General features: G+C 44.1%; 17 protein-coding genes. 16 read left to right on the top strand and 1 reads right to left on the bottom strand.

Annotated elements, in window-relative coordinates:
* Positions 1–187: 187 nt before the first annotated feature.
* The 3 genes from LJE11_RS05640 (at position 188) to ybaK (ending at position 2,687) form a co-directional block, all read left to right on the top strand.
* The gene (locus LJE11_RS05640; RefSeq protein ID WP_008703303.1) at positions 188–1,366 is read left to right on the top strand and encodes a transglutaminase domain-containing protein; all 1,179 of its coding nucleotides are present in this window, start codon (positions 188–190) and stop codon (positions 1,364–1,366) included.
* A 75-nt stretch (positions 1,367–1,441) separates the two neighbouring features.
* Positions 1,442–2,218, top strand: coding sequence for a TM7S3/TM198-like domain-containing protein (locus LJE11_RS05635; protein WP_008703301.1), 777 nt, complete (start codon positions 1,442–1,444; stop codon positions 2,216–2,218).
* Positions 2,202–2,687 carry a Cys-tRNA(Pro) deacylase gene (ybaK, locus tag LJE11_RS05630; protein WP_008703300.1) on the top strand — a complete coding sequence of 162 codons (486 nt, stop codon included), beginning with the start codon at positions 2,202–2,204 and terminating at the stop codon, positions 2,685–2,687. The genes LJE11_RS05635 and ybaK overlap by 17 nt, the downstream gene beginning before the upstream one ends.
* A gap of 42 nt (positions 2,688–2,729) precedes the next feature.
* Here ybaK and LJE11_RS05625 read toward each other — a convergent pair whose 3' ends face one another.
* Positions 2,730–4,370, bottom strand: a complete 1,641-nt coding sequence (locus LJE11_RS05625; RefSeq protein WP_008703297.1) for an ABC-F family ATP-binding cassette domain-containing protein — start codon at positions 4,368–4,370, stop codon at positions 2,730–2,732.
* 351 nt (positions 4,371–4,721) lie between these two features.
* Between LJE11_RS05625 and LJE11_RS05620 the strand changes: the two genes are divergently transcribed.
* The 13 genes from LJE11_RS05620 (at position 4,722) to xdh (ending at position 25,032) form a co-directional block, all read left to right on the top strand.
* The gene (locus LJE11_RS05620) at positions 4,722–5,129 is read left to right on the top strand and encodes an RrF2 family transcriptional regulator (protein WP_008703296.1); all 408 of its coding nucleotides are present in this window, start codon (positions 4,722–4,724) and stop codon (positions 5,127–5,129) included.
* 274 nt (positions 5,130–5,403) lie between these two features.
* Positions 5,404–8,940, top strand: coding sequence for a pyruvate:ferredoxin (flavodoxin) oxidoreductase (nifJ, locus tag LJE11_RS05615; protein ID WP_008703294.1), 3,537 nt, complete (start codon positions 5,404–5,406; stop codon positions 8,938–8,940).
* A 494-nt stretch (positions 8,941–9,434) separates the two neighbouring features.
* Positions 9,435–12,170: a YfhO family protein gene (locus tag LJE11_RS05610; RefSeq protein ID WP_008703292.1), complete on the top strand. Its 2,736-nt coding sequence runs from the start codon at positions 9,435–9,437 to the stop codon at positions 12,168–12,170.
* 310 nt (positions 12,171–12,480) lie between these two features.
* Positions 12,481–13,416, top strand: a complete 936-nt coding sequence (locus tag LJE11_RS05605; protein WP_008703290.1) for a glycosyltransferase family 2 protein — start codon at positions 12,481–12,483, stop codon at positions 13,414–13,416.
* Between the two features lie 13 nt (positions 13,417–13,429).
* Complete coding sequence (locus LJE11_RS05600; protein ID WP_008703288.1) at positions 13,430–13,846, top strand: GtrA family protein; 417 nt, start codon at positions 13,430–13,432, stop codon at positions 13,844–13,846.
* 24 nt (positions 13,847–13,870) lie between these two features.
* Positions 13,871–14,923: a nicotinate-nucleotide--dimethylbenzimidazole phosphoribosyltransferase gene (gene cobT / locus LJE11_RS05595; RefSeq protein WP_008703286.1), complete on the top strand. Its 1,053-nt coding sequence runs from the start codon at positions 13,871–13,873 to the stop codon at positions 14,921–14,923.
* Positions 14,923–15,447 carry a bifunctional adenosylcobinamide kinase/adenosylcobinamide-phosphate guanylyltransferase gene (locus LJE11_RS05590; protein ID WP_008703285.1) on the top strand — a complete coding sequence of 175 codons (525 nt, stop codon included), beginning with the start codon at positions 14,923–14,925 and terminating at the stop codon, positions 15,445–15,447. The genes cobT and LJE11_RS05590 overlap by 1 nt, the downstream gene beginning before the upstream one ends.
* A gap of 63 nt (positions 15,448–15,510) precedes the next feature.
* Positions 15,511–16,287 (top strand): adenosylcobinamide-GDP ribazoletransferase, encoded by a 777-nt coding sequence (locus tag LJE11_RS05585; RefSeq protein ID WP_008703284.1) that lies wholly within the window; start codon positions 15,511–15,513, stop codon positions 16,285–16,287.
* A gap of 10 nt (positions 16,288–16,297) precedes the next feature.
* Complete coding sequence (locus LJE11_RS05580) at positions 16,298–16,678, top strand: bifunctional adenosylcobinamide kinase/adenosylcobinamide-phosphate guanylyltransferase (RefSeq protein ID WP_008703283.1); 381 nt, start codon at positions 16,298–16,300, stop codon at positions 16,676–16,678.
* Positions 16,671–17,270 carry a histidine phosphatase family protein gene (locus LJE11_RS05575; RefSeq protein WP_008703282.1) on the top strand — a complete coding sequence of 200 codons (600 nt, stop codon included), beginning with the start codon at positions 16,671–16,673 and terminating at the stop codon, positions 17,268–17,270. The genes LJE11_RS05580 and LJE11_RS05575 overlap by 8 nt, the downstream gene beginning before the upstream one ends.
* A 307-nt stretch (positions 17,271–17,577) precedes the next feature.
* Positions 17,578–18,909: a putative aminohydrolase SsnA gene (gene ssnA, locus LJE11_RS05570; protein ID WP_008703281.1), complete on the top strand. Its 1,332-nt coding sequence runs from the start codon at positions 17,578–17,580 to the stop codon at positions 18,907–18,909.
* A gap of 112 nt (positions 18,910–19,021) precedes the next feature.
* A complete protein-coding gene (gene ygfK / locus LJE11_RS05565) occupies positions 19,022–22,021 on the top strand; it encodes a putative selenate reductase subunit YgfK (protein WP_008703280.1) in 3,000 nt (999 codons plus the stop codon).
* A 428-nt stretch (positions 22,022–22,449) separates the two neighbouring features.
* Complete coding sequence (gene xdh / locus LJE11_RS05560) at positions 22,450–25,032, top strand: selenium-dependent xanthine dehydrogenase (protein ID WP_008703279.1); 2,583 nt, start codon at positions 22,450–22,452, stop codon at positions 25,030–25,032.
* Position 25,033: the final 1 nt, after the last annotated feature.

The raw sequence follows: 25,033 nt of genomic DNA, 5'->3' as shown, positions 1-25,033 counted from the left end.
GAATATGCCAAAATCCCGAGACATACAAGCCAAAATTCCATTGCCGCAGGCAATTCGGAATGAATTTTGGCTAAGTTACTGTGAACGGAGTGAACAGTAACGAATAACAATTCTAAATGTGACAAAACAGAATGAAATAGTAATGTAATATCAGACTTATAGAATAATAACCAAGAAGGATTATTGAATGAGCAAAAAGAGATTTTCCGGGCTGCGTCTGATTCTTATGGTGCCTGTGGTGGTGCTTTTGGCCGGTGGACTGATCATCGGCGGAAGAGCTTTGCAGGAACCGGGGGAAGTAAGGACTCTTAAAAAGCAGGAGGTAGCGCAGACGAATGAAGGACATCGGGAGTATTATTTCGGCCTTCTTAATGAGAATGAACAGAGAGGCTACCGCGAGATCCTGGAAGGAATCAGAAGCTTTGAGGATAAATTTTATCTGTCTCTCTCAGGAGATAATGAGATAGACAGAGTGTATCATGCAGTGCTGAAGGATCATCCGGAGCTGTTCTGGGTACATAACCGGGAGAAAGTTTATAAGACGACTTATTCGGGCAGAGATTACTGTCAGTTTTCTCCGGGATATACTTATACAGAGGAGCAGAGACAGGAGATCACGCAGGCTATGGAGAATGCGTATCAGGAGGTGTTATCGCAGATTCCGGATGGTGCTGATGATTACACGAAGGTAATGACTGTTTATACTTATGTCATAGACAATACAGAATATGTGATCTCTGATGATGACCAGAGTATAGCAGGAGCTTTCTGGAAGAAACAGGCGGTATGTGCGGGCTATGCGGGAGCAGTGCAGTATCTGCTGGAGCGTCTGGATATCCCCTGTATTTATGTGGAGGGTGATGCTGCAAACAGTACCCAGGGACATGCCTGGAATATTGTAGAGCTGAACGGACAGTATTATTATGTGGATGCCACCAATGGGGACCAGCCGGACTTTCTGGAGGGTGATGCCACGCTGCGGGCAGAGCATAAGACAACGATCTATGATTATCTGTGTCCGTTCCCACAGGAGTACGAGGAGAATTATACGGCCTCTGATGAGTTTCCTGTTCCTGCGTGTACAGCGACTGACATGAATTTCTATGTGAGAAACGGCGCCTGTTTTGATACCTATGACTGGAGCAGTGTATATGACCTGTGCAGACTGCGCATTGACAGTGATGCTGCGGTGGTACGCTTTAAGTTTGGCAGCCAGGGGGCTTATGATGAGGCATATATGGATCTGATCGACAGTAATCATATCCAAGATATCGCAAAATATTATATGGAAGTCCATGGGCTGTCACAGATTTCCTATCATTACGGCGTGATCGACAATATGAAGACCTTATACTTCATGTTCTGACGGGTTTAGCTCAGATGTGTCAGTTGATGATAAGGAACGCTATAAATATATAACTAAAAGGAGTGACTGAAAATTATGGTTAATATGACAGATATATTTGGAAATGCGCTGAGTATTGCCGGGAGTTTTATGGATTCAGATCTGGTGAATCGTTTTATGATGGTAATATTTGCAGTGATCCTTGTGTTTGGAGTGCTGAACTGTATTCTGGGATACAGGCTTCTGCGTTTCTGGATGATGCTGGGAGGTTTTCTGGTAGGTGGCGGTCTTGCGCTGGTGGTTGTACATACAATGGGAATACAGGAGAAATCAACAATGCTGATCGCAGCACTGGCGGCAGGAGTTGTGTTCGCAGTGATTGCATTTCTGATCTATAAGGCAGGTGTGTTTATCCTGGCAGCAGGTATCGGCTGGGCGGCCAGTATTTATTTCCTGCATCCTACCAGCTCCGCAGTATTTTTTGCATGTATTCTGATCGGCGTAGCTCTTGGTTCCATGGCGGTGAAATACTGCAGGGAAGTGCTGATCGTGGCTACAAGTCTGATCGGTGGTATTATGGCAGGGGTTTCCCTTGCACAGCTTGGAAATCTGGCAGATATTCCCTATGGACTGGGAATGAGTGTGGGATTTGCAGTTCTGGGTATGCTGATTCAGTTTGCTATCAACAAACCGGTTTCTGATGAAGAGGATGAAGAAACGGTTGATGAAGAAAGCACTGAGCAGATTTACAGGCGAAATCAGGAACTGAGACAAGACCAGAGTTTTGAGCAGTCTCAGGACAGAGACGTGGAGGAATCAATATATGCCAGAGGACAGAAAGGACAGGCGAGAAAAAATGGCAAAAGAAGCTAAGACAAATGCAATGAGAATGCTGGACAGACAGAAGGTTAAATATGAGGCGTTCTCCTATGAATGTGATGAATTTATTGACGGGATCCACAGTGCGGATAAGATTGGTGCTCCCTATGACCAGTCTTTTAAGACTCTGGTAATGGAAGGAAAGAGCGGCGGTTATTTCGTTTTTGTAGTTCCGATTGAAAAGGAAGTTGACCGTAAGGCGGCTGCAAAGGCTGTCGGTGAGAAGACAGTGGACATGATCCATGTGAAGGATATTACAAAGATTACCGGATATGTGAGAGGCGGCTGCAGTCCGCTGGGAATGAAGAAACCTTATCCTGTTGTGTTTGATGCATCTGCAGGAGAATTTGAAGAGATTTATGTGAGTGGCGGCCGTATCGGACTGACACTGAAGGTTCCCCTTGCTGATCTGCTTAAGGTGACAGGCGGAAAGCTGGCGGATATTATCATGAAGACAGAATAAAATAACAGGGTACGGCTAAGCCGTACCCTGTTATTTTATTCTTTAGTTATCGGAAGCGTCCTCTTCGTTGATCTCGAATACGTGACGTTTCTTAGCCATCTCATCACTTGCCAGATATTCATCGTAAGTAGTGATCTTGTCGATCATGGTTCCGTTTGGAAGGATTTCCATGATACGATTGGCTGTTGTCTGTACGAACTGATGGTCATGTGAGGTGAAAAGGATAACACCCGGGAATTTGATCAGACCGTTGTTCAGTGCTGTGATGCTCTCCATGTCGAGGTGGTTGGTTGGCTCATCAAGGATGAGAATGTTTGCACCGGAGATCATCATCTTGGAAAGAAGACAGCGGACTTTCTCACCACCGGAAAGAACGCGTACACGTTTGATGCCGTCTTCACCGGGGAAGAGCATACGTCCGAGGAATCCACGAACATAAGTAGCATCCTTGATCTCGGAATACTGTGTCAGCCAGTCTGTAATAGTAAGGTCATTATCGAACTCTGCAGTGTTGTCTTTAGGGAAATATGCCTGAGAAGTGGTAACACCCCATTTATAATTTCCTTCATCCGGTTCCATTTCACCGACCAGGATCTTAAACAGAGTAGTGATTGCCTGTTCGTTAGCACCAACAAAAGCTACTTTGTCATCATGTCCGAGTGTGAAAGAAATGTTATCCAGAACTTTTACACCGTCGATGGTCTTGGAAAGGTTCTCCACCATAAGGACTTCGTTACCGATCTCGCGGTTTGGACGGAAGTCGATGTATGGGTATTTACGGCTGGACGGACGCATATCGTCAAGCTGGATCTTTTCCAGGGCACGCTTACGGGAAGTCGCCTGTTTGGACTTGGAAGCGTTGGCACTGAATCGGGAAATAAACTCCTGAAGTTCTTTAATCTTCTCTTCTTTCTTCTTGTTGGCTTCCTTCATCTGTTTGATGAGGAGCTGGCTGGACTCAAACCAGAAGTCATAGTTTCCGGCATAGAGCTGAATCTTGCCGTAGTCGATGTCTGCTGTATGAGTACATACTTTATTTAAGAAGTAACGGTCATGGGATACAACGATGACAGTGTTGTCAAAGTTGATCAGGAATTCTTCGAGCCATTCAATAGCAGGCAGGTCAAGGTGGTTGGTAGGCTCATCCAGAAGAAGAATGTCTGGATTACCAAACAGTGCCTGCGCCAGAAGAACTTTGACCTTCTGGCTTCCTGTAAGGTCAGCCATCTGGGAATAGTGGAGATCGGTTTCAATTCCAAGACCATTCAGAAGAGTAGCAGCATCAGATTCTGCTTCCCATCCGTTCATCTCTGCAAATTCGCCTTCCAGTTCACTGGCACGGATACCGTCTTCATCAGTGAAGTCCGCTTTTGCATAGATAGCATCTTTTTCTTTCATGATCTCATACAGTCTCTTGTTACCCATGATAACAGTATCCAGAACTGTATATGCATCATATTTGAAGTGATCCTGCTGCAGGAAAGAGAGACGCTGGCCGGGAGTGATAACAACGTCACCGTTGGTAGGCTCTAACTGTCCGGAAAGGATCTTAAGGAATGTGGACTTACCGGCACCGTTTGCACCGATGAGACCGTAGCAGTTGCCCTCAGTAAATTTGATATTTACATCTTCGAAGAGGGCCTTTTTACCTACGCGCAATGTAATATTGTTTGCTGAAATCATATCATACCTCTTTTTCGTGAAATTATTGTTTTGCAGTAACTGTCCGGCAGATTGTTTATGGAAAACGTATCTTTCGCAGGAAACAGTTACATTATTTCCTATTATATAAGTTACAACCGCTTATCATTGTACCGTAAATTGGGAAATTTGCAACTGTTTTTTGCTTTTTTGGGTTCTTTTATTTACAAAAAAAAGAAGCACTGTTATAATATAGAATAAATATAGCCTCTTGACAGACAGAAATATGAGGCATTGATATGACAGAAATAACGATTACTGTTTCCATTGTTTTATGCAAAACAGCGATGTGGACAGTAAAGGATAATTAATTTTAGAGAGGTTGCAAAGACTATGTTTATTACAAGAGAGTGCGATTATGCAGTTCGAGTGGTACGTGCGCTTTGGGGAGAGAGCAGACTGAGCGTATCCGATATCTGTGAGAAAGAAGCAATCACAGCTCCTTTTGCCTATAAGATCCTGAAGAAACTTCAGAAGGCAGAGATCGTGAAGGGATACAGAGGCGTACATGGTGGTTATTCTCTGAACAGGGGACTGGATGAGTTGACTTTATATGAGGTTTATTCAGCGATTGATCCGGATATGTTTATCATCGAATGTCTGGATCCGAAATATAACTGTGTCAGAGACGGACAGGATGGATTGCCATGTCTGGTACATAGAGAATTGTTATCTGTACAGGATGAACTGATAAGTCTCCTTAAGAGAAAAACAATACAGCAGATCATGGAGGAGGCGTAGAGCCTCCTTTTTTTACTTTTATCTGCCTGATTCGTCCCAAATTTGGCATATCTGCATAATGTTAGTTATAAACAACTTGAAAAATGCACATATTTACTACTGAAATAACAGAAAATCCCTGCTTTGTACCTTATAAGATACAAAATATGTCAAAACAAATTGGACACAGGCAGAAGATTATGTTATAATCTACAATGAAATTTGAGGTATATTTTACTTATGCCTTGAAATAAATAATTAATTTTCATCAACCTTTAAGGAGGAAAAACAAACTATGGCAAGAAAGATGAAAACCATGGATGGTAACCATGCAGCTGCTCATGCTTCATATGCATACTCAGATGTAGCCGCTATTTACCCGATCACTCCTTCATCTGTTATGGCGGAAGCAACAGATGAATGGGCAACCCAGGGAAGAAAGAACATTTTCGGACAGGAAGTTCAGGTAACTGAAATGCAGTCTGAGGCTGGTGCAGCAGGTGCTGTACACGGATCTCTGGCAGCAGGTGCTTTAACAACAACATATACAGCATCTCAGGGTCTGTTACTTATGATCCCGAACCTTTACAAAATTGCCGGTGAGCAGTTACCTGCAGTATTCAACGTATCTGCACGTGCACTTGCTTCCCACGCACTTTCAATCTTCGGTGATCACTCCGACGTTATGGCCTGTCGTCAGACCGGATGCGCAATGCTCTGCGAATCTTCTGTACAGGAAGTTATGGACTTAACACCTGTTGCTCACCTTGCAGCAATCAAAGGTAAAGTTCCGTTCATCAACTTCTTCGACGGATTCCGTACATCTCACGAGATCCAGAAGATCGAGACATGGGATTATGAAGATCTTAAGGATATGGCAGATCTGGAAGCAATCGCTGAATTCCGTAACCATGCCCTGAATCCAAATCACCCATGCCAGAGAGGTTCCGCTCAGAACCCTGATATCTTCTTCCAGGCAAGAGAAGCATGTAACCCATACTACGATGCTCTTCCGGCAGTAGTTCAGGAATACATGGACAAAGTTAACGCTAAGATCGGTACAGATTACAAATTATTCAACTACTACGGAGCTGCTGATGCAGAACACGTAATCGTTGCTATGGGTTCTGTAAACGATACAATCGAGGAGACAATCGACTACCTTGCAGCAGCAGGAAAGAAAGTCGGTGTTGTTAAAGTTCGTCTTTACAGACCATTCTGCGCACAGGCACTCATCGATGCAATTCCGGAATCTGTAAAACAGATCACAGTTCTTGACAGAACTAAAGAGCCGGGTGCACTTGGCGAGCCACTGTACCTTGACGTTGTAGCAGCATTAAAAGACAGCAAATTCGGCGGCGTAAAAGTATTCTCCGGACGTTATGGTTTAGGTTCCAAAGATACTACACCTGCACAGATCGTAGCTGTTTATGAGAACACTGCTAAAGAAAAATTCACAATCGGTATCGTTGATGATGTTACTAACCTTTCCCTTGAGACAGGTGCTCCGATCGTAACAACTCCTGAAGGAACAACAAACTGTAAATTCTGGGGTCTGGGAGCTGATGGTACTGTAGGTGCCAACAAGAACTCCATCAAGATCATCGGTGACAACACAGACATGTACGCACAGGCTTACTTTGATTATGACTCCAAGAAGTCCGGTGGTGTTACAATGTCCCACTTACGTTTCGGTAAGAAACCGATCAAATCCACATACCTGATCCACAAAGCAAACTTCGTAGCATGTCATAATCCATCCTACGTAAACAAATACAACATGGTTCAGGAACTTGTTGACGGTGGTACATTCCTCCTTAACTGTGCATGGGATATGGAAGGTCTTGAGAAACATTTACCAGGACAGGTAAAAGCTTTCATCGCTAACCACAATATCAAATTCTACACAATCGACGGTGTTAAGATCGGTATTGAAACTGGCATGGGACCAACACGTATCAACACAATCCTTCAGTCTGCATTCTTCAAACTGACAGGAATCATTCCGGAAGATCAGGCAATCGACCTTATGAAAGCTGCTGCCAAGGCAACATACGGACGTAAAGGTGATGATGTCGTACAGAAGAACTGGGCAGCTATCGACGCTGGTGCTAAACAGGTTGTAGAGATCCAGGTTCCGGAAAGCTGGAAGAACGCTGAGGACGAAGGTCTTCATATGACTCATGCAACAGAAGGACGTCAGGATGTTATCGATTTCGTTAACAATATCCAGGCTAAAGTTAATGCTCAGGAAGGTAACTCCTTACCTGTATCTGCATTCAAGGATTATGTAGACGGTACTACACCATCCGGTTCTGCTGCATATGAAAAACGTGGTATCGCAGTTAACGTTCCTGTATGGAATCCTGAAAACTGTATCCAGTGTAACAGATGTGCTTATGTCTGCCCGCACGCAGTTATCCGTCCTGTAGCTCTGACAGCTGAAGAAGCAGCTAATGCTCCTGAAGGCATGAAGACATTAGACCTTACAGGTATGAAAGAATACAAATTCACAATGTCCGTATCCGCACTTGACTGTACAGGATGTGGTTCTTGTGTAAACGTTTGCCCAGGTAAGAAAGGTGCGAAAGCACTTGCTATGGAAAACCTTGAAGCAAGCGCAGACGAGCAGAAATACTTTGACTACACAGTTAAACTGCCGGTTAAAGAAGATGTTATCGCTAAATTTAAAGAAGCAACTGTTAAAGGCAGCCAGTTCAAACAGCCTCTGCTTGAGTTCTCTGGAGCTTGTGCAGGATGTGGTGAAACACCATACGCTAAACTGATCACTCAGCTGTTCGGTGACAGAATGTACATCGCAAACGCAACAGGATGTTCTTCTATCTGGGGTAACTCCTCACCATCTACACCATACACAGTAAACGCTAAGGGACAGGGTCCTGCATGGTCCAACTCTCTGTTCGAAGATAACGCTGAGTTTGGTTATGGTATGCTTCTTGCTCAGAGAGCTATCCGCGATGGCTTAAAAGCAAAAGTTGAAGATGTTGTTGCTAACGGAACAAACGAAGACGTTAAGGCAGCTGGTCAGGAATGGCTGGATACATTTGCTGTAGGTGCTACAAACGGCGCTGCTACAGACAAACTTGTTGCTGCTCTTGAAGCTTGCGGATGTGACAAAGCAAAAGAAATCCTTGCTCAGAAAGATTTCTTGGCTAAGAAATCCCAGTGGATCTTCGGTGGTGACGGATGGGCTTACGATATCGGATTCGGTGGTGTTGACCATGTTCTCGCTAGTGGACGTGACATCAACGTTATGGTATTCGATACAGAGGTTTATTCTAACACAGGTGGACAGTCTTCCAAGTCTACACCTACAGGTGCTATCGCTCAGTTCGCTGCAGGCGGTAAAGAGACTAAGAAGAAAGATATGGCTTCCATCGCTATGAGCTATGGCTATGTATACGTTGCTCAGATTTCCATGGGTGCTGACTTCAACCAGACTGTAAAAGCTATTGCAGAGGCTGAGGCTTATCCGGGACCATCTCTGATCATCGCTTATGCTCCATGTATCAACCATGGTATTAAGAAAGGTATGGCAAAAGCTCAGACAGAGGAAGAATTAGCAGTTAAGGTTGGATACTGGCATAACTTCAGATTCAATCCTGCAGCTGAAGGAAACAAGTTCTCTCTTGATTCCAAGGCTCCGAGCATGGAAGATTATCAGGCATTCCTTGACGGTGAGGTTCGTTACAACTCTCTGAAACGTCAGAATCCTGAGAAGGCTGCAAGACTGTTTGCTAAGAATGAGGCTGAGGCTAAGGCTAGATTTGAATATCTGCAGAAGCTGATCGCTCTTCATAGCGCTGAATAATCTTTTCGGTTTTTGAACGACTGTAAACAAGTTTATAAATCATTAAAAAATAAATAGATAGAGCTATTTATAGTGTCCAGACGATATATGTGGGCCGCGGTACTTTTTGTATCGCGGTCCTTTTATGTATTGCTTAAAAAGGGGACGCCGGGGAATGGCAGAACATCTGAGGCTCAGTCTCGGAACCATGTAATTTCTAAGTATTTGAAAAACCGCTAAAAACATTCAGAAATTGCTCAAACTCGCTTCGCTCAAACAGTGAGCAATTTCTGAATAACGCGGCTTTCCAAATACTAAGAAATTACATGAACCCTCGAGATTCGCCTCAGATGTTCTGTCATTCCCCGGCTGGTTGTTGGCTGATTTAAATACTTTCGTCGTTCTTAAACAATGAAATAATGTTGGCTATAAATTTGACAAGTATTGGATATTTGTCTATAATCAGTGAGAACTTTATAACTCGGTTTAGAATGATAGAATATAAAGGAGCGGTTATGAGGAAATTTGTGAGCAGGGATAGTAAGAAGGATTTCTACTTATTATATACGCTTGTATTTGGGGTTATTTCTTTTTTTATCTATTATCAGTTTGCGGGTAATGGGAAGTCTTTGGTGTGGAGTCATGATGGGATTCCGCAGCATTTGAATTCTCTGGCGTATTATGGGCGGTATCTGAGGGAGGTTCTGCATACGATTTTTGTAGAGCATAAGCTGGAATTGCCTATGTGGGATATGAATATCGGGTATGGTTCAGATATTCTTACAACTTTGCATTATTATGTGATCGGGGATCCGCTGACTTTGTTGTCTGTGTTTGTGCCGGCGGATAAGACGGAGGTTTTGTATGAGGTTCTGATTTTTCTGAGGATCTATCTGGCAGGGATTTCTTTTAGTGTTTTTTGTTTTTATCATAAGAATCCGAAGCAGGCGACGTTTATGGGAACGTTGATCTATATTTTTGCGGGATGGACGATTTATGCGGCTATGAAGCATCCGTATTTTTCCAATCCTATGATTTATCTGCCACTGGTTCTGATGGGGATTGATAAGATTTATAAGAGGGAGAAGCCATGGCTGTTTATCTGGGCGACTGCGGTTTCGGCTATGTCGAATTTCTATTTCTTTTATATGATCTGTATTTTTATGTTTATTTATGCGGCTTTCCGGTATTTTGGGATTTTCAGTGAGAGAAGTGTGAAGGATGTTCTGGGATGGCTGGTGAAGTTTATCGGCTATTATGCGGTGGCTTTGATGATCGCGGCGGTTATTTTTCTTCCGGTGATCATGACGATTTTTGGTACGGACAGGTTTCAGGCTGAGAATTATGTGCCTCTTTTATATGATAAAATTTATTATGAGAAGTATCTGGGTGATCTGATCGGGGAGAATATGATCCAGTGGGGGGTTGCCGGGTATTCTGCTGTTGCTATGGCGGGTGTGTTTGTGCTTTTCTCCAGGAAGAAGAAGTATCTGGATCTGAAATTAGGGTTTGGGCTGTTGAATCTGTTTTTGCTGGTGCCTTTTGCAGGGCATGTGCTCAATGGTTTCTCTTATGTGTCCAACAGGTGGATCTGGGCTTATGGGATGATGATCGCATATATTTTTGTGAAGGCGTATCCTGAGCTGTTTACTCTGACTGTCAGGGAGAAAAAGAAGATTTTTGTTATGGTCGTGGTCTATTGTGTGCTGGCTCTGTTTGCGAAGGCTGCAAGGACACAGAGAAATATGGCAGGTGTGCTGGTTCTGGTATTGGCTGTGTTTACGGTTACTTCTTTTGGAAATATTTTTCTGCAGGGGAAGTATATGTGCGGGCTTCTCAGTGCTTTGCTTGTGGTGAGCATTATGTTGAATGTTTCTTATCAGTATTCTTATGAGAAGGATTATCTGTCAGAGTTTGCAGCCGAAGAGGAGTCGCTGGATAAGCTGGAGTCGAATACGGATAAGGCGGTTCTTGCTGCCGGGGATTCAGGTGTCTATCGTTATGACCAGTATGGGGCATTGCCCTATGATAATACTTCTATGTATATGGGTACGAACAGTACTGCTTATTATTTCAGTCTTGCAAACAGCAGTATCAGTGATTTTTTCAGTGAAATGTATCTGAATACGCCATGGGAGCAGCATTATGAGAACCTGGACGGAAGGACGATTCTGGACAGGCTGGCTTCTGTGAAGTATTTTGTGATAAGTGGTGATAATTTCCGCTATCTTTCCTATGGATATAACAGGGAGAAAGGTTCTGCAGGAAAGGGGAAAAGTGAGTGCAGGGCTTATGAGAATGAGAATGCACTGCCTCTGGGTTATACTTATGACAGTTATATTCCTGTATCGGAATATGAGAAAATGGATGTGGTAAAAAAGCAGCAGGCTCTGATGGACGGTGTGGTGCTTGAGGAGAGTACACTGCCTGAGGCATCTGTTGATGCTGATAATGAGAATATCCAGTATCGTATGGAGGCAGGGGATGGTTGCGCTCTGTCTAAGGGAGCAATCAGGGTGACGAAGGAAGGGGCGCAGATGAAGCTTGTGTTCCATGGTCTTACGGACAGTGAGAATTACCTGATCGCAGATAATCTGGATTATGACAGTCTTTCACCGAGAGAACTGATTGGTAACAGTCAGTGGAAGAAGATGTCTGAGTATGACCAAAATAAGGTTCTTGATGAGGACAGCCGGTGGCGATACTGGAAGGAATCAAAGGAAGCGGCTATGACAGTCAGCTCCAATGATGTGACCAAGACCATAAAGATTTTTACGGATAAGTATAATGCCTACAGTGGACGGCATGATTTTCTCTGCAATATGGGATATTCCAGATCAGGAGTTCGTACTATGACGATCACCTTTGCCAATACGGGTGTTTATACCTATGATAAATTAAGGGTTGTGAGTCAGCCGGTGCAGGGGATTGAGGAAAAAACTGTGAAGCTGGGTGAAGAAGCTCTCGAGAATGTAAAAATGGGAACGAATGAGATTACAGGGGATATCAGTGTTTCCGAAAAGAAAGCTCTTGTGTTGTCTGTTCCGTACAGTAAGGGATTTACGGCTTATGTGGACGGGAAAGAAACGAAGCTTCAGAAGGCGAATACCATGTTTATGGCTCTGGAACTGGAACCTGGTTCACATGAGATACGCCTTACATATTGCACACCTTACCTGAAAGCGGGAATGCTTCTTTCTGTTCTGGGGCTGGCTATATATGTAATGCTGGTGTTCAGGAAGAAAAAGTAATTCAAATTCCATTGCTTCAGGAAAGTCTGGAATGAATTTGAGTCTCGTTACTGAGAACGAAGAGAACAGTAATATACGTGCTACTATCCTGTGAAGTGTTTGACACACTGGAGTATGCAGATTGTTGGAATGGACATTTCTGTAAATTTGTGTATAATAAAGTAGAAATAAGAATTGCAGGAGCTGTAAAGTGCTTAGGAGCAAAATACCTTTTGCCCCTGACATTATAGAAAATATTTATAGGAATAACAGACAGTGAATGAGAAATTGGTCTGTTGTAAATGAATGAAACAAAATGAGGAATGACATCATGAGTAAATTATCAGTGGTACTTCCGGCATATAATGAGGAGCTGATGGTTGGGAAAACCTGTCGGGTGCTGGCGGAAGTTCTTACAGAAGCGAAGATTCCCTATGAGCTGGTGGTTGTAAACGATGGTTCCGGCGACCGGACATGGGAAGAAATTCAGAAGGCAGGAGAGAGGGATGCGAATGTGACAGGCGTTCTTTTTTCCAGAAATTTCGGAAAGGAAGCAGCGATTTTTGCAGGACTGGCGCAGGCTACCGGAGATGTGGTGGCTGTCATGGACTGTGACCTGCAGCATCCGCCGCAGACACTTATTGAGATGTACAGGCTGTGGCAGGAAGGCTATGAAGTGATCGAGGGCGTGAAGGCAGACAGAGGAAAAGAGGGCTTTTTACATAAAGAATGTGCAGGATTTTTCTATGATATCATGTCTAAGGCAACTAAGGTGAATATGAAGGATGCCTCGGATTTTAAGATGATGGACAGGAAGGCTGTGGACAGTATTCTGTCTATGCCTGAGAGGAATATGTTCTTTCGGGCTACTTCTTCTTGGGTGGGATATAAGACTACCAGTGTGGAATTTGAGGTGCAGGAGAGAGAGGCCGGCGTTTCCAAGTGGTCTCCCTGGGCGCTGGTGAAATATGCGTTTACAAATATAGTGGCATTTACTACTTTTCCGCTGCAGTTTGTTACAATCACAGGAGCGATATGTTTTATCTGTTCGCTGGTACTTATGGTCTATTCGCTTGTGCAGTATTTTACAGGTTCTGCAGTGGAAGGTTATACCACCCTGCTGATGGTGCTGCTTCTGGTGGGAAGTGCCATGATGATCAGTCTTGGGATCATTGGATATTATATTTCCAAGATTTATGAAGAAGTAAAGCGCAGACCGAGATATATTATTTCAAAAGTAATTAAGAATGGAAATATACAGAACTGAGAGGATATATTTTATGAAGCAATGGATCAGAAAAATGTATGAAAGTTCCGTTATCCGCTATATTTTCTTTGGCGGATGTACCACTATGGTAAATCTGGTCAGCTTTTTCATTCTCAGAAAGCTGAAGGTGGAGCTGAATATCGCCAATATTATTTCGATCATCCTGGCGATCCTGTTTGCCTATGTGGTAAATTCGAAGTATGTTTTTCAGGATAAATGCGAGACATTGAAGGATCATGTTCAGCCATTCTGCAAATTTGTCAGTGCCAGACTGGTCACTATGGTGATCGAGGTTGGCGGTGTATGGCTGCTTGTGTCAGTGATGGGGCTTAATGATATGATTGGGAAATTCCTGACACAGTTTATTGTGTTGATACTGAATTATGTATTCAGTAAATTTTTTGTGTTCACAACAGGGAAATCAAAATAATGAAGGAAAAGAGAGGGAAAACTCATGACTCTGGAAGAAGCTATTGCAAAGATTAAGCCATTAGATCACAATGCCATGGAGATTGCACAGAAAAGATGGGACAGTATTGCAAAACCACTGCATTCTCTTGGAAAACTGGAGACTCTTTTGATCCAGATCGCGGGAATTACAGGAAACGCAGAGGTGGATCTTTCCAGGAGAGGTCTGATCGCCATGTGCGCGGATAATGGCGTGGTAGAAGAGGGTGTGACACAGACCGGACAGGAAGTTACTGCCATCGTTGCCGAGAATTTTCTGAAATATGACACATCTGTCGGTGTGATGTGTAAGCAGAACCATGCGGAGATTTTTCCGGTGGATATGGGGATGGTGACGGACACAAAAGTCCGCACAGACCATAAAATTGCCTATGGTACACAGAATATGACCAAGGGTCCTGCCATGACAAGAGAACAGGCTGTAAAGGGGCTTGAAGCAGGCATTGACATGGTAAGGGAACTGAATGATAAGGGCTACCGAATTCTGGCAACAGGGGAAATGGGAATCGGAAATACAACCACCAGCAGTGCAGTTGCTTCTGTGTTGCTGAAACAGCCGGTGGAAGAGATGACAGGGCGCGGCGCAGGTCTGACCAGCGAGGGACTTGTGTGCAAGATCAATGCGATCAAAAAAGCCATTGCATTAAATGAACCGGATCCTGAGGATGCCATTGATGTTCTGGCAAAGGTAGGCGGTCTTGATATCGCTGGAATGGCAGGTGTCTTTCTGGGAGGTGCGGTTTATGGTATTCCTGTAGTCATGGACGGATTTATTTCCTGTGTTTCTGCGCTGATCGCCATGCGTATCTGCCCGGCTGCGAGGGATTATATTCTTGCATCCCATGTATCAAAAGAGCCTGCTGCCCATCTGATCCTTGAGAATATGGGGAAAGAGGCAATCATTCATGCGGATATGTGTCTGGGCGAGGGAACCGGAGCAGTAGCTTTATTCCCGATCCTTGATCTGGCAGCAGCGGTTTATCATTCTATGAGTACTTTTGATGATATCCATGTGGAACAGTATGAGGAGTTGAAATAATGCTGACGCTTGTGACAGGGGGGAGCGGGAGCGGAAAATCTGCTTTTGCGGAAGACAGGGTGCTTTCTTTCGGGGATGCACAGAGGATTTACATAGCGACCATGCACCCTTTTGATGAAGAGAGCCATAAAAGGATCGAGAGACACCAAAAGATGCGTGCAGGAAAAGGTTTCGAGACAGTTGAGTGCTATACAGGGCTCAAAAATGTGAAACTGCCTGCCGGATGTGTGGTGCTTCTGGAATGTATGTCGAATCTGGTGGCAAATGAAATGTTTGAAGAGCAGGGAGCCCATGACCGGACAGTTTCGGAAGTTACAAAAGGGATTGAGAATCTGCTGGAACAGGCTGCTCATGTGGTAATCGTTACAAATGAGATTTTTTCAGATGCGGTTGTGTTTGATGGAGATATGGATTCTTATCTGGAATATCTGGGAAAAATCAATCAGGCTGCTGCGCAGAGAGCTGATGAAGTGGTGGAAGTTGTATATGGGATACCAGTCTTTCACAAATCCACAGATACCTGAAGCAATCTTTGCAAATAATATATTTGACAGGATTGCCATAATATGAAAAAGAGGAATTGATCAATGAAATCTTTATGGAATAATTTTAAGGTGGCATTTGCCATGTTTTCTAAGATTCCCATGCCCCGCGCTGACTGGACAAAGGAAAATATGAAGTATATGTTCTGTTTTTTTCCGTTTATCGGAACTGTGATCGGCGGGCTGACTATGCTGGTGGCGTATCTGGGACTTCGGTTTGGGTATCAGCCGGGATTCGTGACAGCAGTGCTGGTGCTGGTACCTGTATTTGTGACAGGCGGGATCCATGTGGATGGTCTTTTGGATACTTCGGATGCCCTGAGTTCCTGGCAGGAGAGAAGCAGAAGGCTGGAGATTCTTAAGGATTCCCATGCAGGTGCTTTTGCCGTTATTACTGCGGCGGTATATTTCATTGCCTGGTACGGCGCTTACAGTCAGTTGTTTAACAGTGCAGAGAATATGAGGGCGATCGGAATTCTGAGCCTTGGCTTTATGGTTTCCAGATGTCTGTCAGGGATTGGAGTTATTACCTTTCCGAAAGCAAAGGCAGACGGTACAGTTGCTGAGTTTTCCAGAAATTCTTCAGACGTGCTCTCGAGAAATGTGCTGATCGTCTATCTGGTGCTTCTGGCTGCGGGAATGATCTTGATCCGGCCTGTATGGGGAAGTCTGGCTTTTGTGGGAGCTTTGCTGATTTTCTGGTATTATCATCATATTGCGATGAAGTACTTTGGCGGGACAACCGGGGATATTTCGGGATTTTTTCTTTGTATCTGTGAAGTTGGGATGGCATTGATCCTGGCGGTGGTTTCTAATTTTTGAGGAGAAGAGTATGGAAATGATAATCGGCGGTGCATATCAGGGAAAGACTGAATATGCCAGGAAACAGTATCCACAGTTAAGGTGGAGTGACGGCGGTTCTGTCACAGAGGAGGAACTGATGAATGCTCAGGGTGTGACTGGTTTTCAGCAGTATATCCGCAGTGAACTGGAGAATGGAAAGGATGTGTCAGATCTTGCGGAAAAAATCATCTGTAAGAATCCGGATATTGTCCTTGTCTCTCAGGAAGTAGGGTACGGGGTTGTACCTGTGGATGCTTTTGACAGAAAATACAGAGAGGCTGTAGGGCGTGTATGTACGAAGCTGGCAGCATACAGTCATAAGGTGACGCGCGTGATCTGCGGGATTGGAACGGTGATCAAAGATGCTTAAATTATGGCTGATCAGACATGGAAAAACAGAAGGGAATAAACTTTCCAGATATATCGGCACAACGGATGAGCCGTTATGTCAGGAGGGAACAGAGTTTCTGCATAAGATGGATTATCCAAAGGTTCAGGCGGTTTATGTAAGTCCTCTGAAACGATGCGTGCAGACAGCAGAGATTCTTTTTCCGGGAGAGCCGGTACATATTATTGAAGAACTGGCAGAATGCGATTTCGGAGAGTTTGAAAATAAGAACTATAAAGAGCTGGAAGGTAATCCACACTATCAGGAATGGATTGACAGCAACGGTACTCTGCCTTTTCCGGGAGGAGAAAGCAGGGAAGGGTTTAAAAGCAGAAACCTGAGAGGATTTGACAGGGTTGTGTCCGGATGTATCCGCAGCCATGTGGCAGAGGCGGCACTTGTCATCCATGGCGGTACGATCATGAATATCATGGAAGAGTATGCAGATATACAGAAACCATTTTATGAGTGGCATGTGAGAAATGGCGGCGGCTATGAGGTGGAGCTAGATGAGAATCTCTGGAAGAATGGACGAAAACAGCTCAGGGTTAATTCTGCGATTATGGAAGGATAACTCTCCTATCTTACAAAAATTGTTGACAAACCTGAAAATTTGTCATGAAATCAGTTTCATCAGAAAACAGGAAAATCAAAAAAAGAACGAGGTTGTTCATTGTCATCAATGACTGCCCCGTTCTTTTTTTATCTGTTCACCGGAAATAGTATAAAGCCTAAAAAAAATTTGAAAAACCAAAAAGTTTTTGTAAATTCTACTTGCATTATCCGGAGAAGTATGTTACAGTATTAGTACATAATTCCTAAACAAAAGGTAAAAAGCAGTAGCGAATTGGTAGTTTTTAACAAGTAAAAGGAGGAACTATATGCTGGTAATTGGTAATGGAAGAATGATCACACAGGACGCATCCAACCCATTCCTGGAGAATGGTGCTGTAGCAATGGATGGTAACACCATAGTAATGGTGGGGGTAACTGAAGAGGTAAAGAAAGTTTATCCGGATGCTGAATTTGTTGATGCGAAGGGTGGGGTTATCATGCCGGCATTTATTAATGCCCATGAGCATATCTACAGCTCCTTCGCAAGAGGCTTAAGCATTAACGGATATAATCCTCAGGGATTTCTGGATATTCTGGACGGCTTATGGTGGACAGTTGACCGTCATCTGACACTGGAGCAGACAAAGCTTTCTGCATATGCTACATACATTGATTCTATCAAGAATGGTGTAACCACAGTGTTTGACCACCATGCAAGCTTTGGCCATATTACAGGTTCCCTCAATGCGATTGAGGAAGCTGCGAAGGATTTAGGTGTGCGTACCTGCCTCTGCTATGAGATTTCTGACCGTGACGGAATGGAGAAATCCAGAGAATCTGTAATGGAGAACGTGAATTTTATCAAGCATGCACTTGCAGACGACAGCGATATGATCGCCGGAATGATGGGTATGCATGCATCCTTTACAATCTCTGATGAGACAATGGCTCTCTGCAATGAACTGAAACCGGAAGGTGTTGGATATCACATCCATGTAGCAGAAGGCATTTACGATCTCCATCAATGTCTGAAAGAGCATGGCAAACGTATTGTTGACCGTCTTCATGACTGGAATATCCTTGGACCGAAGACTTTGCTCGGTCACTGTATCTATGTGAATGAACATGAGATGGATCTGATCAAAGATACAGATACCATGGTTGTACATAACCCGGAATCTAACATGGGTAATGCATGCGGATGTCCTCCAACCATGAGAATGGTACAGAAGGGAATCCTCACAGGTCTTGGTACAGACGGATATACTCATGATATGATGGAATCCTGGAAGGTTGCAAATGTTTTACACAAACACAGCCTCTGCGACCCTAACGCAGCCTGGGGAGAAGTTCCACAGATGCTTTTTGAAGGAAATGCAAAGATTGCAAACAGATACTTTAAGAAACAGCTCGGTGTCCTGAAAGAGGGTGCGGCAGCAGACGTGATCGTGATCGATTATGATCCGCTGACACCAATGAATGAAAGCAACATTAACGGACATCTGATGTTCGGTGTAAACGGAAGCATGGTCCAGACTACTGTATGTAACGGTAAAGTCCTGATGAAAGACCGCGAAGTCCTTGTATGCGACGAGGCAAAAGTTATGGCAGACTGCCGTCAGGCTGCAAAAGAACTTGCAGATGATATTAATGGTTAATCTGTAAAAATTGTAAAGAAGATAAGTTTTCTGCCTGGCAAAAATAAATGTAAATAAAATATAGAACGGATGGAGAGAAGCCATACCGTATGAAATAATGGAGGATCGGATTATGAGTGAAGTCATGACCTGTATGCCCTTTGAACAGTTAATGAACTGGGTATTAGAAGAAAAGAAAACAAAAGGAACAGTTTTCGGACAGCACAGAGCTTATGCAGCGGGAACTGACAGGAAGCTGAATATATTTGAGAGAAATCTGGAAACACCGATCGGACCTGCAGCAGGACCGCATACACAGTTAACACAGAACATTGTTGCTTCTTACTATGCAGGCGCACGTTTCTTTGAGCTGAAAACAGTTCAGAAGATGGACGGTGCAGAGCTTGCAGCCTGTATCAACAGACCATGTATCCTTGCAGATGATGAAGGATATAACTGTGAATGGTCTACAGAGCTTTATGTTCCTCAGGCAATGGGAGAATATATTAAAGCATGGTTTATCCTGCATGTGATCGCCAAAGAATTTGATCTGGGTGCACAGGACGGATTCCAGTTCAATATTTCCGTTGGATATGATCTTGCAGGGATCAAAGAGCCAAAGGTTAATACTTTCATTGACAGTATGATGGAAGCAAAAGATACAGAAATCTTTAAAGAATGTAAACAGTGGTTATTGGACAATGTAGATAAATTTGAAAAAGTTACAAAAGAGGATATTGAGGCGATTCCGTCTGATATCTGTAATTCCGCAACAATCTCTACTCTCCATGGATGTCCTCCAAACGAGATTGAGAGCATTGCAAATCATCTGTTTAAAGAGAAACACCTGAACACATTTATCAAATGTAACCCGACTCTTCTGGGATATGAATTTGCCAGAAAGACCATGGATGACATGGGATATGATTATATGGTATTCGGTGATTTCCATTTCAAAGATGACTTACAGTATGAAGATGCGATCCCGATGTTTAAGAGACTGCAGGCACTTGCAGATGAACTGAACCTTGCGTTTGGTGTGAAGATCACCAATACATTCCCTGTAGATGTTACAAGAAATGAACTTCCAAGCGAAGAAATGTATATGTCCGGAAAATCTCTTTTCCCGTTATCTATTTCTCTTGCTGCCAGACTTTCCCGGGAATTTGATGGAAAACTCCGTATCGCTTATTCAGGCGGTGCTGATTACTATAATATCGACCGTATCGTCGGATGTGGTGTATGGCCTGTAACAGTGGCAACTACACTTCTGAAGCCGGGCGGATATCAGAGATTTACCCAGATGGCAGAGAAAGTAATGGCTGACGGTGTGAAAGAATGGAAAGGCATTGATGTAGCTGCACTTGAGCAGCTGGCCGAGGATGCGAAAAAAGACGCTCACCATGTAAAGAGCATCAAACCGCTTCCTAAGAGAAAAACTGATTCAGAGGTTCCGCTCCTTGACTGTTTCTTTGCTCCATGCGAAGAAGGATGTCCGATCCACCAGGATATCACAACCTATGTGAAGCTGGCAGGAGAAGGCGATTATGCACAGGCATTAAGAGTTATCCTTGAGAAAAATGCACTTCCATTTATCACAGGTACTCTCTGTGCGCACAACTGTATGTACAAATGTACACGTAACTTCTATGAAGAACCTGTAAATATCCGCAACACTAAGCTCATCGCAGCACAAAACGGATATGATACAGTGATCGGTGAGATCAAAGCAGGCACAGCAGACGGTAAGAAAGTAGCTGTTGTAGGTGCAGGTCCTGCAGGTATTGCTTCTGCATACTTCCTTGCAAGAGCAGGTGCTTCTGTAACAGTATTTGAGAAAGAAGAGAAAGCCGGCGGCGTGATCCGTTATGTGATCCCGGGATTCCGTATCTCTGATGATGCAATCGATAAAGATGTTTCCTTCATCCAGAAGATGGGTGTGGAGATCAAAACAGGTACAGAAGTGAAATCTGTACAGGAATTAAAAGCACAGGGTTATGACGCAGTGATCGTTGCAACAGGTGCAAATAAACCGGGTACTCTGAAGCTTGAAAAGGGTGAAACCATCAACGCTCTGAAATTCTTAAGAGATTTCAAAGCAACTGACGGTAAGGTTGCGCTGGGTAAAAACGTAGTTGTGATCGGTGGCGGTAACACTGCCATGGATACTGCAAGAGCTGCGAAACGTACAGAAGGTGTAGAACATGTTTACCTGGTATACAGAAGAACCAAACGCTATATGCCAGCAGCAGAAGATGAGTTACTGGAAGTACTGGAAGAGGGCGTAGAGTTCAAAGAACTTCTTTCTCCTGTATCTCTGGAAAACGGCAAACTGCTTTGTAAGAAGATGGAACTTGGCAGCATGGATGCTTCCGGACGTGCAGGCGTAACAGAAACGGGCGAAACAGAAGAAGTTTTGGCTGATACAGTGATCGTTGCAGTTGGCGAGAAAGTTCCGACTGAGTTCTATGAAGCAAATGGTATTGCGGTCAATGAGCGAGGAAAAGCCCGCATCAATGATAAGACAATGGAGACAAGTGCAGAAGGCGTTTACGTTGTCGGTGACGGTGCAAGGGGAGCTGCTACGATCGTAGAAGCGATCCGCGACGCACAGGTTGCTGCAAAAGCAATCCTTGGACATGATATTGTAAAAGGACAGCCTGTACCGGGAACAGAAAAAGACTGTTACTCCAAAAAAGCAATACTCAAGGAAAGCAAGGACGCTGCGAACGAAAGTGAGCGCTGTCTGACCTGTAATAAAGTCTGTGAGAATTGTGTAGATGTATGTCCCAACAGAGCAAACATCTCCATCAAAGTTCCGGGAATGGCAATGAATCAGGTGATCCATGTAGATTATATGTGTAACGAATGCGGCAACTGCAAGAGCTTCTGTCCATATGCAAGTGCACCGTACAAGGATAAATTCACATTATTTGCTTCTGAGGCAGATATGGCAGACAGCACAAATGATGGATTTGCAGTGATCAATCCGGAGACAAAAGAGTGCAAGGTTCGTCTCCTTGGTCAGATTTCCGACTGCAAGGCAGATGATGCAAATGATAAGTTGTACGAAGGTCTTCGCAGACTGATCTGTGCAGTAATCGATGATTACAGCTATCTGATCATGAAATGATGATCCTAGTACATCGTTTTCGAAATAACTATACCACTCACTTGTCTGCGAATCCGATTGCACAGGTCTAAAAGCCTCAGCGTAGCCCGCTACGCCTGCGTTTTTATACCAGCACACTCGAATCCGCATCCTACGCGATTGGTATAGTTATTTACGAAACGCTGTACTAGAGCGTGTCTGAAAACAGGAATAAAGAGCTGTAAAATAATTTTAAATTTGTAATATCAGATAACTTATAAAGAAATATTTAACGCTGTCCACAGCAGAAAAAGGCTGTGGACAGTGTTGCATATCAGGCTGAATCGCGGCCGCATGTTACTTTTGTAATAAATTCATGCGGTATCACAGGCAGATAAAAAACAGAAAGAGGTAAACTCTGGCTGACTGCCCTAATTGGCAGACGTGCGAAAAAGAAAGGAGAGTCCGATATGGCAGTATTTACAGTCAATGGACAAAAAGTCGAACCGACCGGAAATCAGAAACTACTGCGCTTTTTGAGGGATGAACTTCATCTGACTTCAGTGAAGGACGGCTGCAGTGAAGGAGCCTGCGGAGCCTGTACAGTTATAATTGACGGAAAAACATGCAAGGCATGTGTGCCGGACACAGATTTACTGGATGGCAGGACAGTGATCACAGTAGAAGGACTGACTGAATGGGAGAGGGAAGTCTATACCTACGCTTATGGAAAAGCAGGTGCTGTTCAGTGTGGATTCTGTATTCCGGGTATGGTAATGTGTACAAAGGCTCTTCTGGACGTGAACAAAGAGCCCACAGATGATGAGATTAAATATGCACTGCGCAATAACTATTGCCGCTGCACGGGCTATGTAAAAATTATGGATGCAGTAAGGCTGGCTGCGAAAGTTTTAAAGACGGGTGTGATTCCGGATGATCTGGATCCGGACTGGAATATAGGACACAGAGTATCCAGAGTGGATGTGGAGGAGAAAGTACTGGGAACCGGCAAATATCCGGATGATTTTTACTTTGACGGAATGCTGTATGGGGTGGCACTCAGAAGTAAATATCCACGTGCACGTGTACTTGAGATCGATACAGCAGCAGCAAAGGCACTTTCCGGGGTAGAAGCGGTATTAACAGCAGAGGACATTCCGGGAGAGAATAAGATCGGACATCTGAAACATGATCAGTATTCACTGATACCTGTAGGGGGTCTGACACATTATCTTGGAGATGCCATTGCCGTTATTGCTGCAAAAGACAGAGAAACAGCTGAGAAAGCTAAGAAACTGATCAAAGTAAAATATGAAGTGCTGCCTCATATTCGTACAATTGAGGAAGCAGCGGCAGAGGATGCACCGAAGGTATTTGATGAAGAAGAAAATAATATCTGTGCACATAAACATATCAGCAGAGGAAATGCAGATGAAGCAATCCGTAATTCCAAATATGTGATCAGTCATCATTTTGAAACCCCATGGACAGAACATGCATTTCTTGAGCCTGAGTGCGCAGTGGCTTTGTATGATGAGGACGGAGATATTTTCGTATATTCCACAGATCAGTCTGCACACCAGACATTACATGAGTGTTCCCTGTTACTTGGAACGGACAGAGTAAAGGTACAGAATGCACTTGTAGGCGGCGGATTCGGCGGAAAGGAAGATATGACAGTACAGCATCTGGCTTCGCTGCTCACTTATGCTACTAAGAAACCGGTGAAGATGAAACTGACCAGAGCAGAATCCCTGCTGGTTCATCCGAAGCGTCATCCGTTTTATATGGATATGACCATGGGCTGCGATGAGAACGGCAATATCATGGGGGTAAAAGCGAAAGTAGCATCAGATACAGGTGCATTTGCCTCACTTGGCGGTCCTGTGCTGGAACGTGCATGTACTCATGCGGCAGGTCCCTATCATTATGAGAATTTCGAGATTGAAGGAACTGCTTATTATACCAACAATCCGCCTGCCGGAGCGTTTCGCGGGTTTGGTGTAACCCAGACCTGTTTTGCAACAGAAACCCTGCTGAATATGATGGCAGACAAAGTAGGTATCACTCCATGGGAAATCCGTTACCGCAATGCGATCCGTCCCGGTGAGACGCTTCCGAATGGTCAGATCGTAGATAATTCCACAGGTCTTGTGGAGACACTGGAAGCTGTAAAGAAGAAGTATGATGCTGCCCTGGAAGAAGGAAAACCGGTGGGAATCGGCTGCGCCATGAAGAATGCCGGTGTCGGTGTCGGTATCCCGGATACAGGCCGCGTGAAACTCGTATTTGAGAAAGATAAAAAGCTGCACATCTATTCCGGTGCTTCCTGTATCGGCCAGGGACTTGGTACAGTCCTGACACAGATGGTAGTCACCAATACAGATCTGAAGCATGAAGATATTGTATATGAGAGAAGTAATACCTGGTTCGCACCGGATTCAGGTACAACTTCCGGCTCCAGACAGACTCTGGTAACAGGAGAAGCCTGCCGCAGAGCCTGCGATAAGGTTATGGAGGACCGCAATGCAGGTAAGACCATTGATGATGTGATCGGCAAAATTTATTATGGGGAATATCTTGCAAAGACAGATCCTCTTGGCGCAAATGTGCCGAATCCTGTTTCACATGTAGCTTACGGCTATGCGACGCAGGTATGTATCCTGGATAAGAAAACAGGTAAGATTGAGGAAATGGTTGCTGCTCATGATGTGGGCAAAGCAGTCAATCCACTGTCCTGTGAAGGCCAGATCGAGGGCGGCGTAGTGATGTCCATAGGATTTGCACTGAGAGAGCGTTATCCGATCGATGAGAACTGTAAACCAATTGACAAGTATGGATCGCTTGGTCTGTTCCGCTCTCATGAGATTCCGAAAATCGATGCCATCGTTGTTGACAAACCGGGACTGAATGTAGCCTGTGGTGCCATTGGAATCGGTGAGATCACCTCTATCCCAACTGCACCTGCAATTGCAGATGCATATTTCAGATGGAATGGTGAAAGACAGTATAGTCTTCCTCTGACCGGAACACCATATGAAAGGAAGTGCTGAA

Origin of the sequence: Blautia sp. DFI.1.216, assembly GCF_020594215.1 — a bacterium.
GTDB lineage: Bacteria > Bacillota > Clostridia > Lachnospirales > Lachnospiraceae > Blautia_A > Blautia_A wexlerae.
This window is presented reverse-complemented; position numbering and strand designations above follow the sequence as displayed.

Excerpts from the sequence above, each read along its gene's own strand:
- LJE11_RS05640 (WP_008703303.1), top strand. The coding sequence starts at position 188 with ATGAGCAAAAAGAGATTTTCCGGGCTGCGTCTGATTCTTATGGTGCCT.
- LJE11_RS05635 (WP_008703301.1), top strand. The coding sequence starts at position 1,442 with ATGGTTAATATGACAGATATATTTGGAAATGCGCTGAGTATTGCCGGG.
- ybaK (WP_008703300.1), top strand. The coding sequence starts at position 2,202 with ATGGCAAAAGAAGCTAAGACAAATGCAATGAGAATGCTGGACAGACAG.
- LJE11_RS05625 (WP_008703297.1), bottom strand. The coding sequence starts at position 4,370 with ATGATTTCAGCAAACAATATTACATTGCGCGTAGGTAAAAAGGCCCTC.
- LJE11_RS05620 (WP_008703296.1), top strand. The coding sequence starts at position 4,722 with ATGTTTATTACAAGAGAGTGCGATTATGCAGTTCGAGTGGTACGTGCG.
- nifJ (WP_008703294.1), top strand. The coding sequence starts at position 5,404 with ATGGCAAGAAAGATGAAAACCATGGATGGTAACCATGCAGCTGCTCAT.
- LJE11_RS05610 (WP_008703292.1), top strand. The coding sequence starts at position 9,435 with ATGAGGAAATTTGTGAGCAGGGATAGTAAGAAGGATTTCTACTTATTA.
- LJE11_RS05605 (WP_008703290.1), top strand. The coding sequence starts at position 12,481 with ATGAGTAAATTATCAGTGGTACTTCCGGCATATAATGAGGAGCTGATG.
- LJE11_RS05600 (WP_008703288.1), top strand. The coding sequence starts at position 13,430 with ATGAAGCAATGGATCAGAAAAATGTATGAAAGTTCCGTTATCCGCTAT.
- cobT (WP_008703286.1), top strand. The coding sequence starts at position 13,871 with ATGACTCTGGAAGAAGCTATTGCAAAGATTAAGCCATTAGATCACAAT.
- LJE11_RS05590 (WP_008703285.1), top strand. The coding sequence starts at position 14,923 with ATGCTGACGCTTGTGACAGGGGGGAGCGGGAGCGGAAAATCTGCTTTT.
- LJE11_RS05585 (WP_008703284.1), top strand. The coding sequence starts at position 15,511 with ATGAAATCTTTATGGAATAATTTTAAGGTGGCATTTGCCATGTTTTCT.
- LJE11_RS05580 (WP_008703283.1), top strand. The coding sequence starts at position 16,298 with ATGGAAATGATAATCGGCGGTGCATATCAGGGAAAGACTGAATATGCC.
- LJE11_RS05575 (WP_008703282.1), top strand. The coding sequence starts at position 16,671 with ATGCTTAAATTATGGCTGATCAGACATGGAAAAACAGAAGGGAATAAA.
- ssnA (WP_008703281.1), top strand. The coding sequence starts at position 17,578 with ATGCTGGTAATTGGTAATGGAAGAATGATCACACAGGACGCATCCAAC.
- ygfK (WP_008703280.1), top strand. The coding sequence starts at position 19,022 with ATGAGTGAAGTCATGACCTGTATGCCCTTTGAACAGTTAATGAACTGG.
- xdh (WP_008703279.1), top strand. The coding sequence starts at position 22,450 with ATGGCAGTATTTACAGTCAATGGACAAAAAGTCGAACCGACCGGAAAT.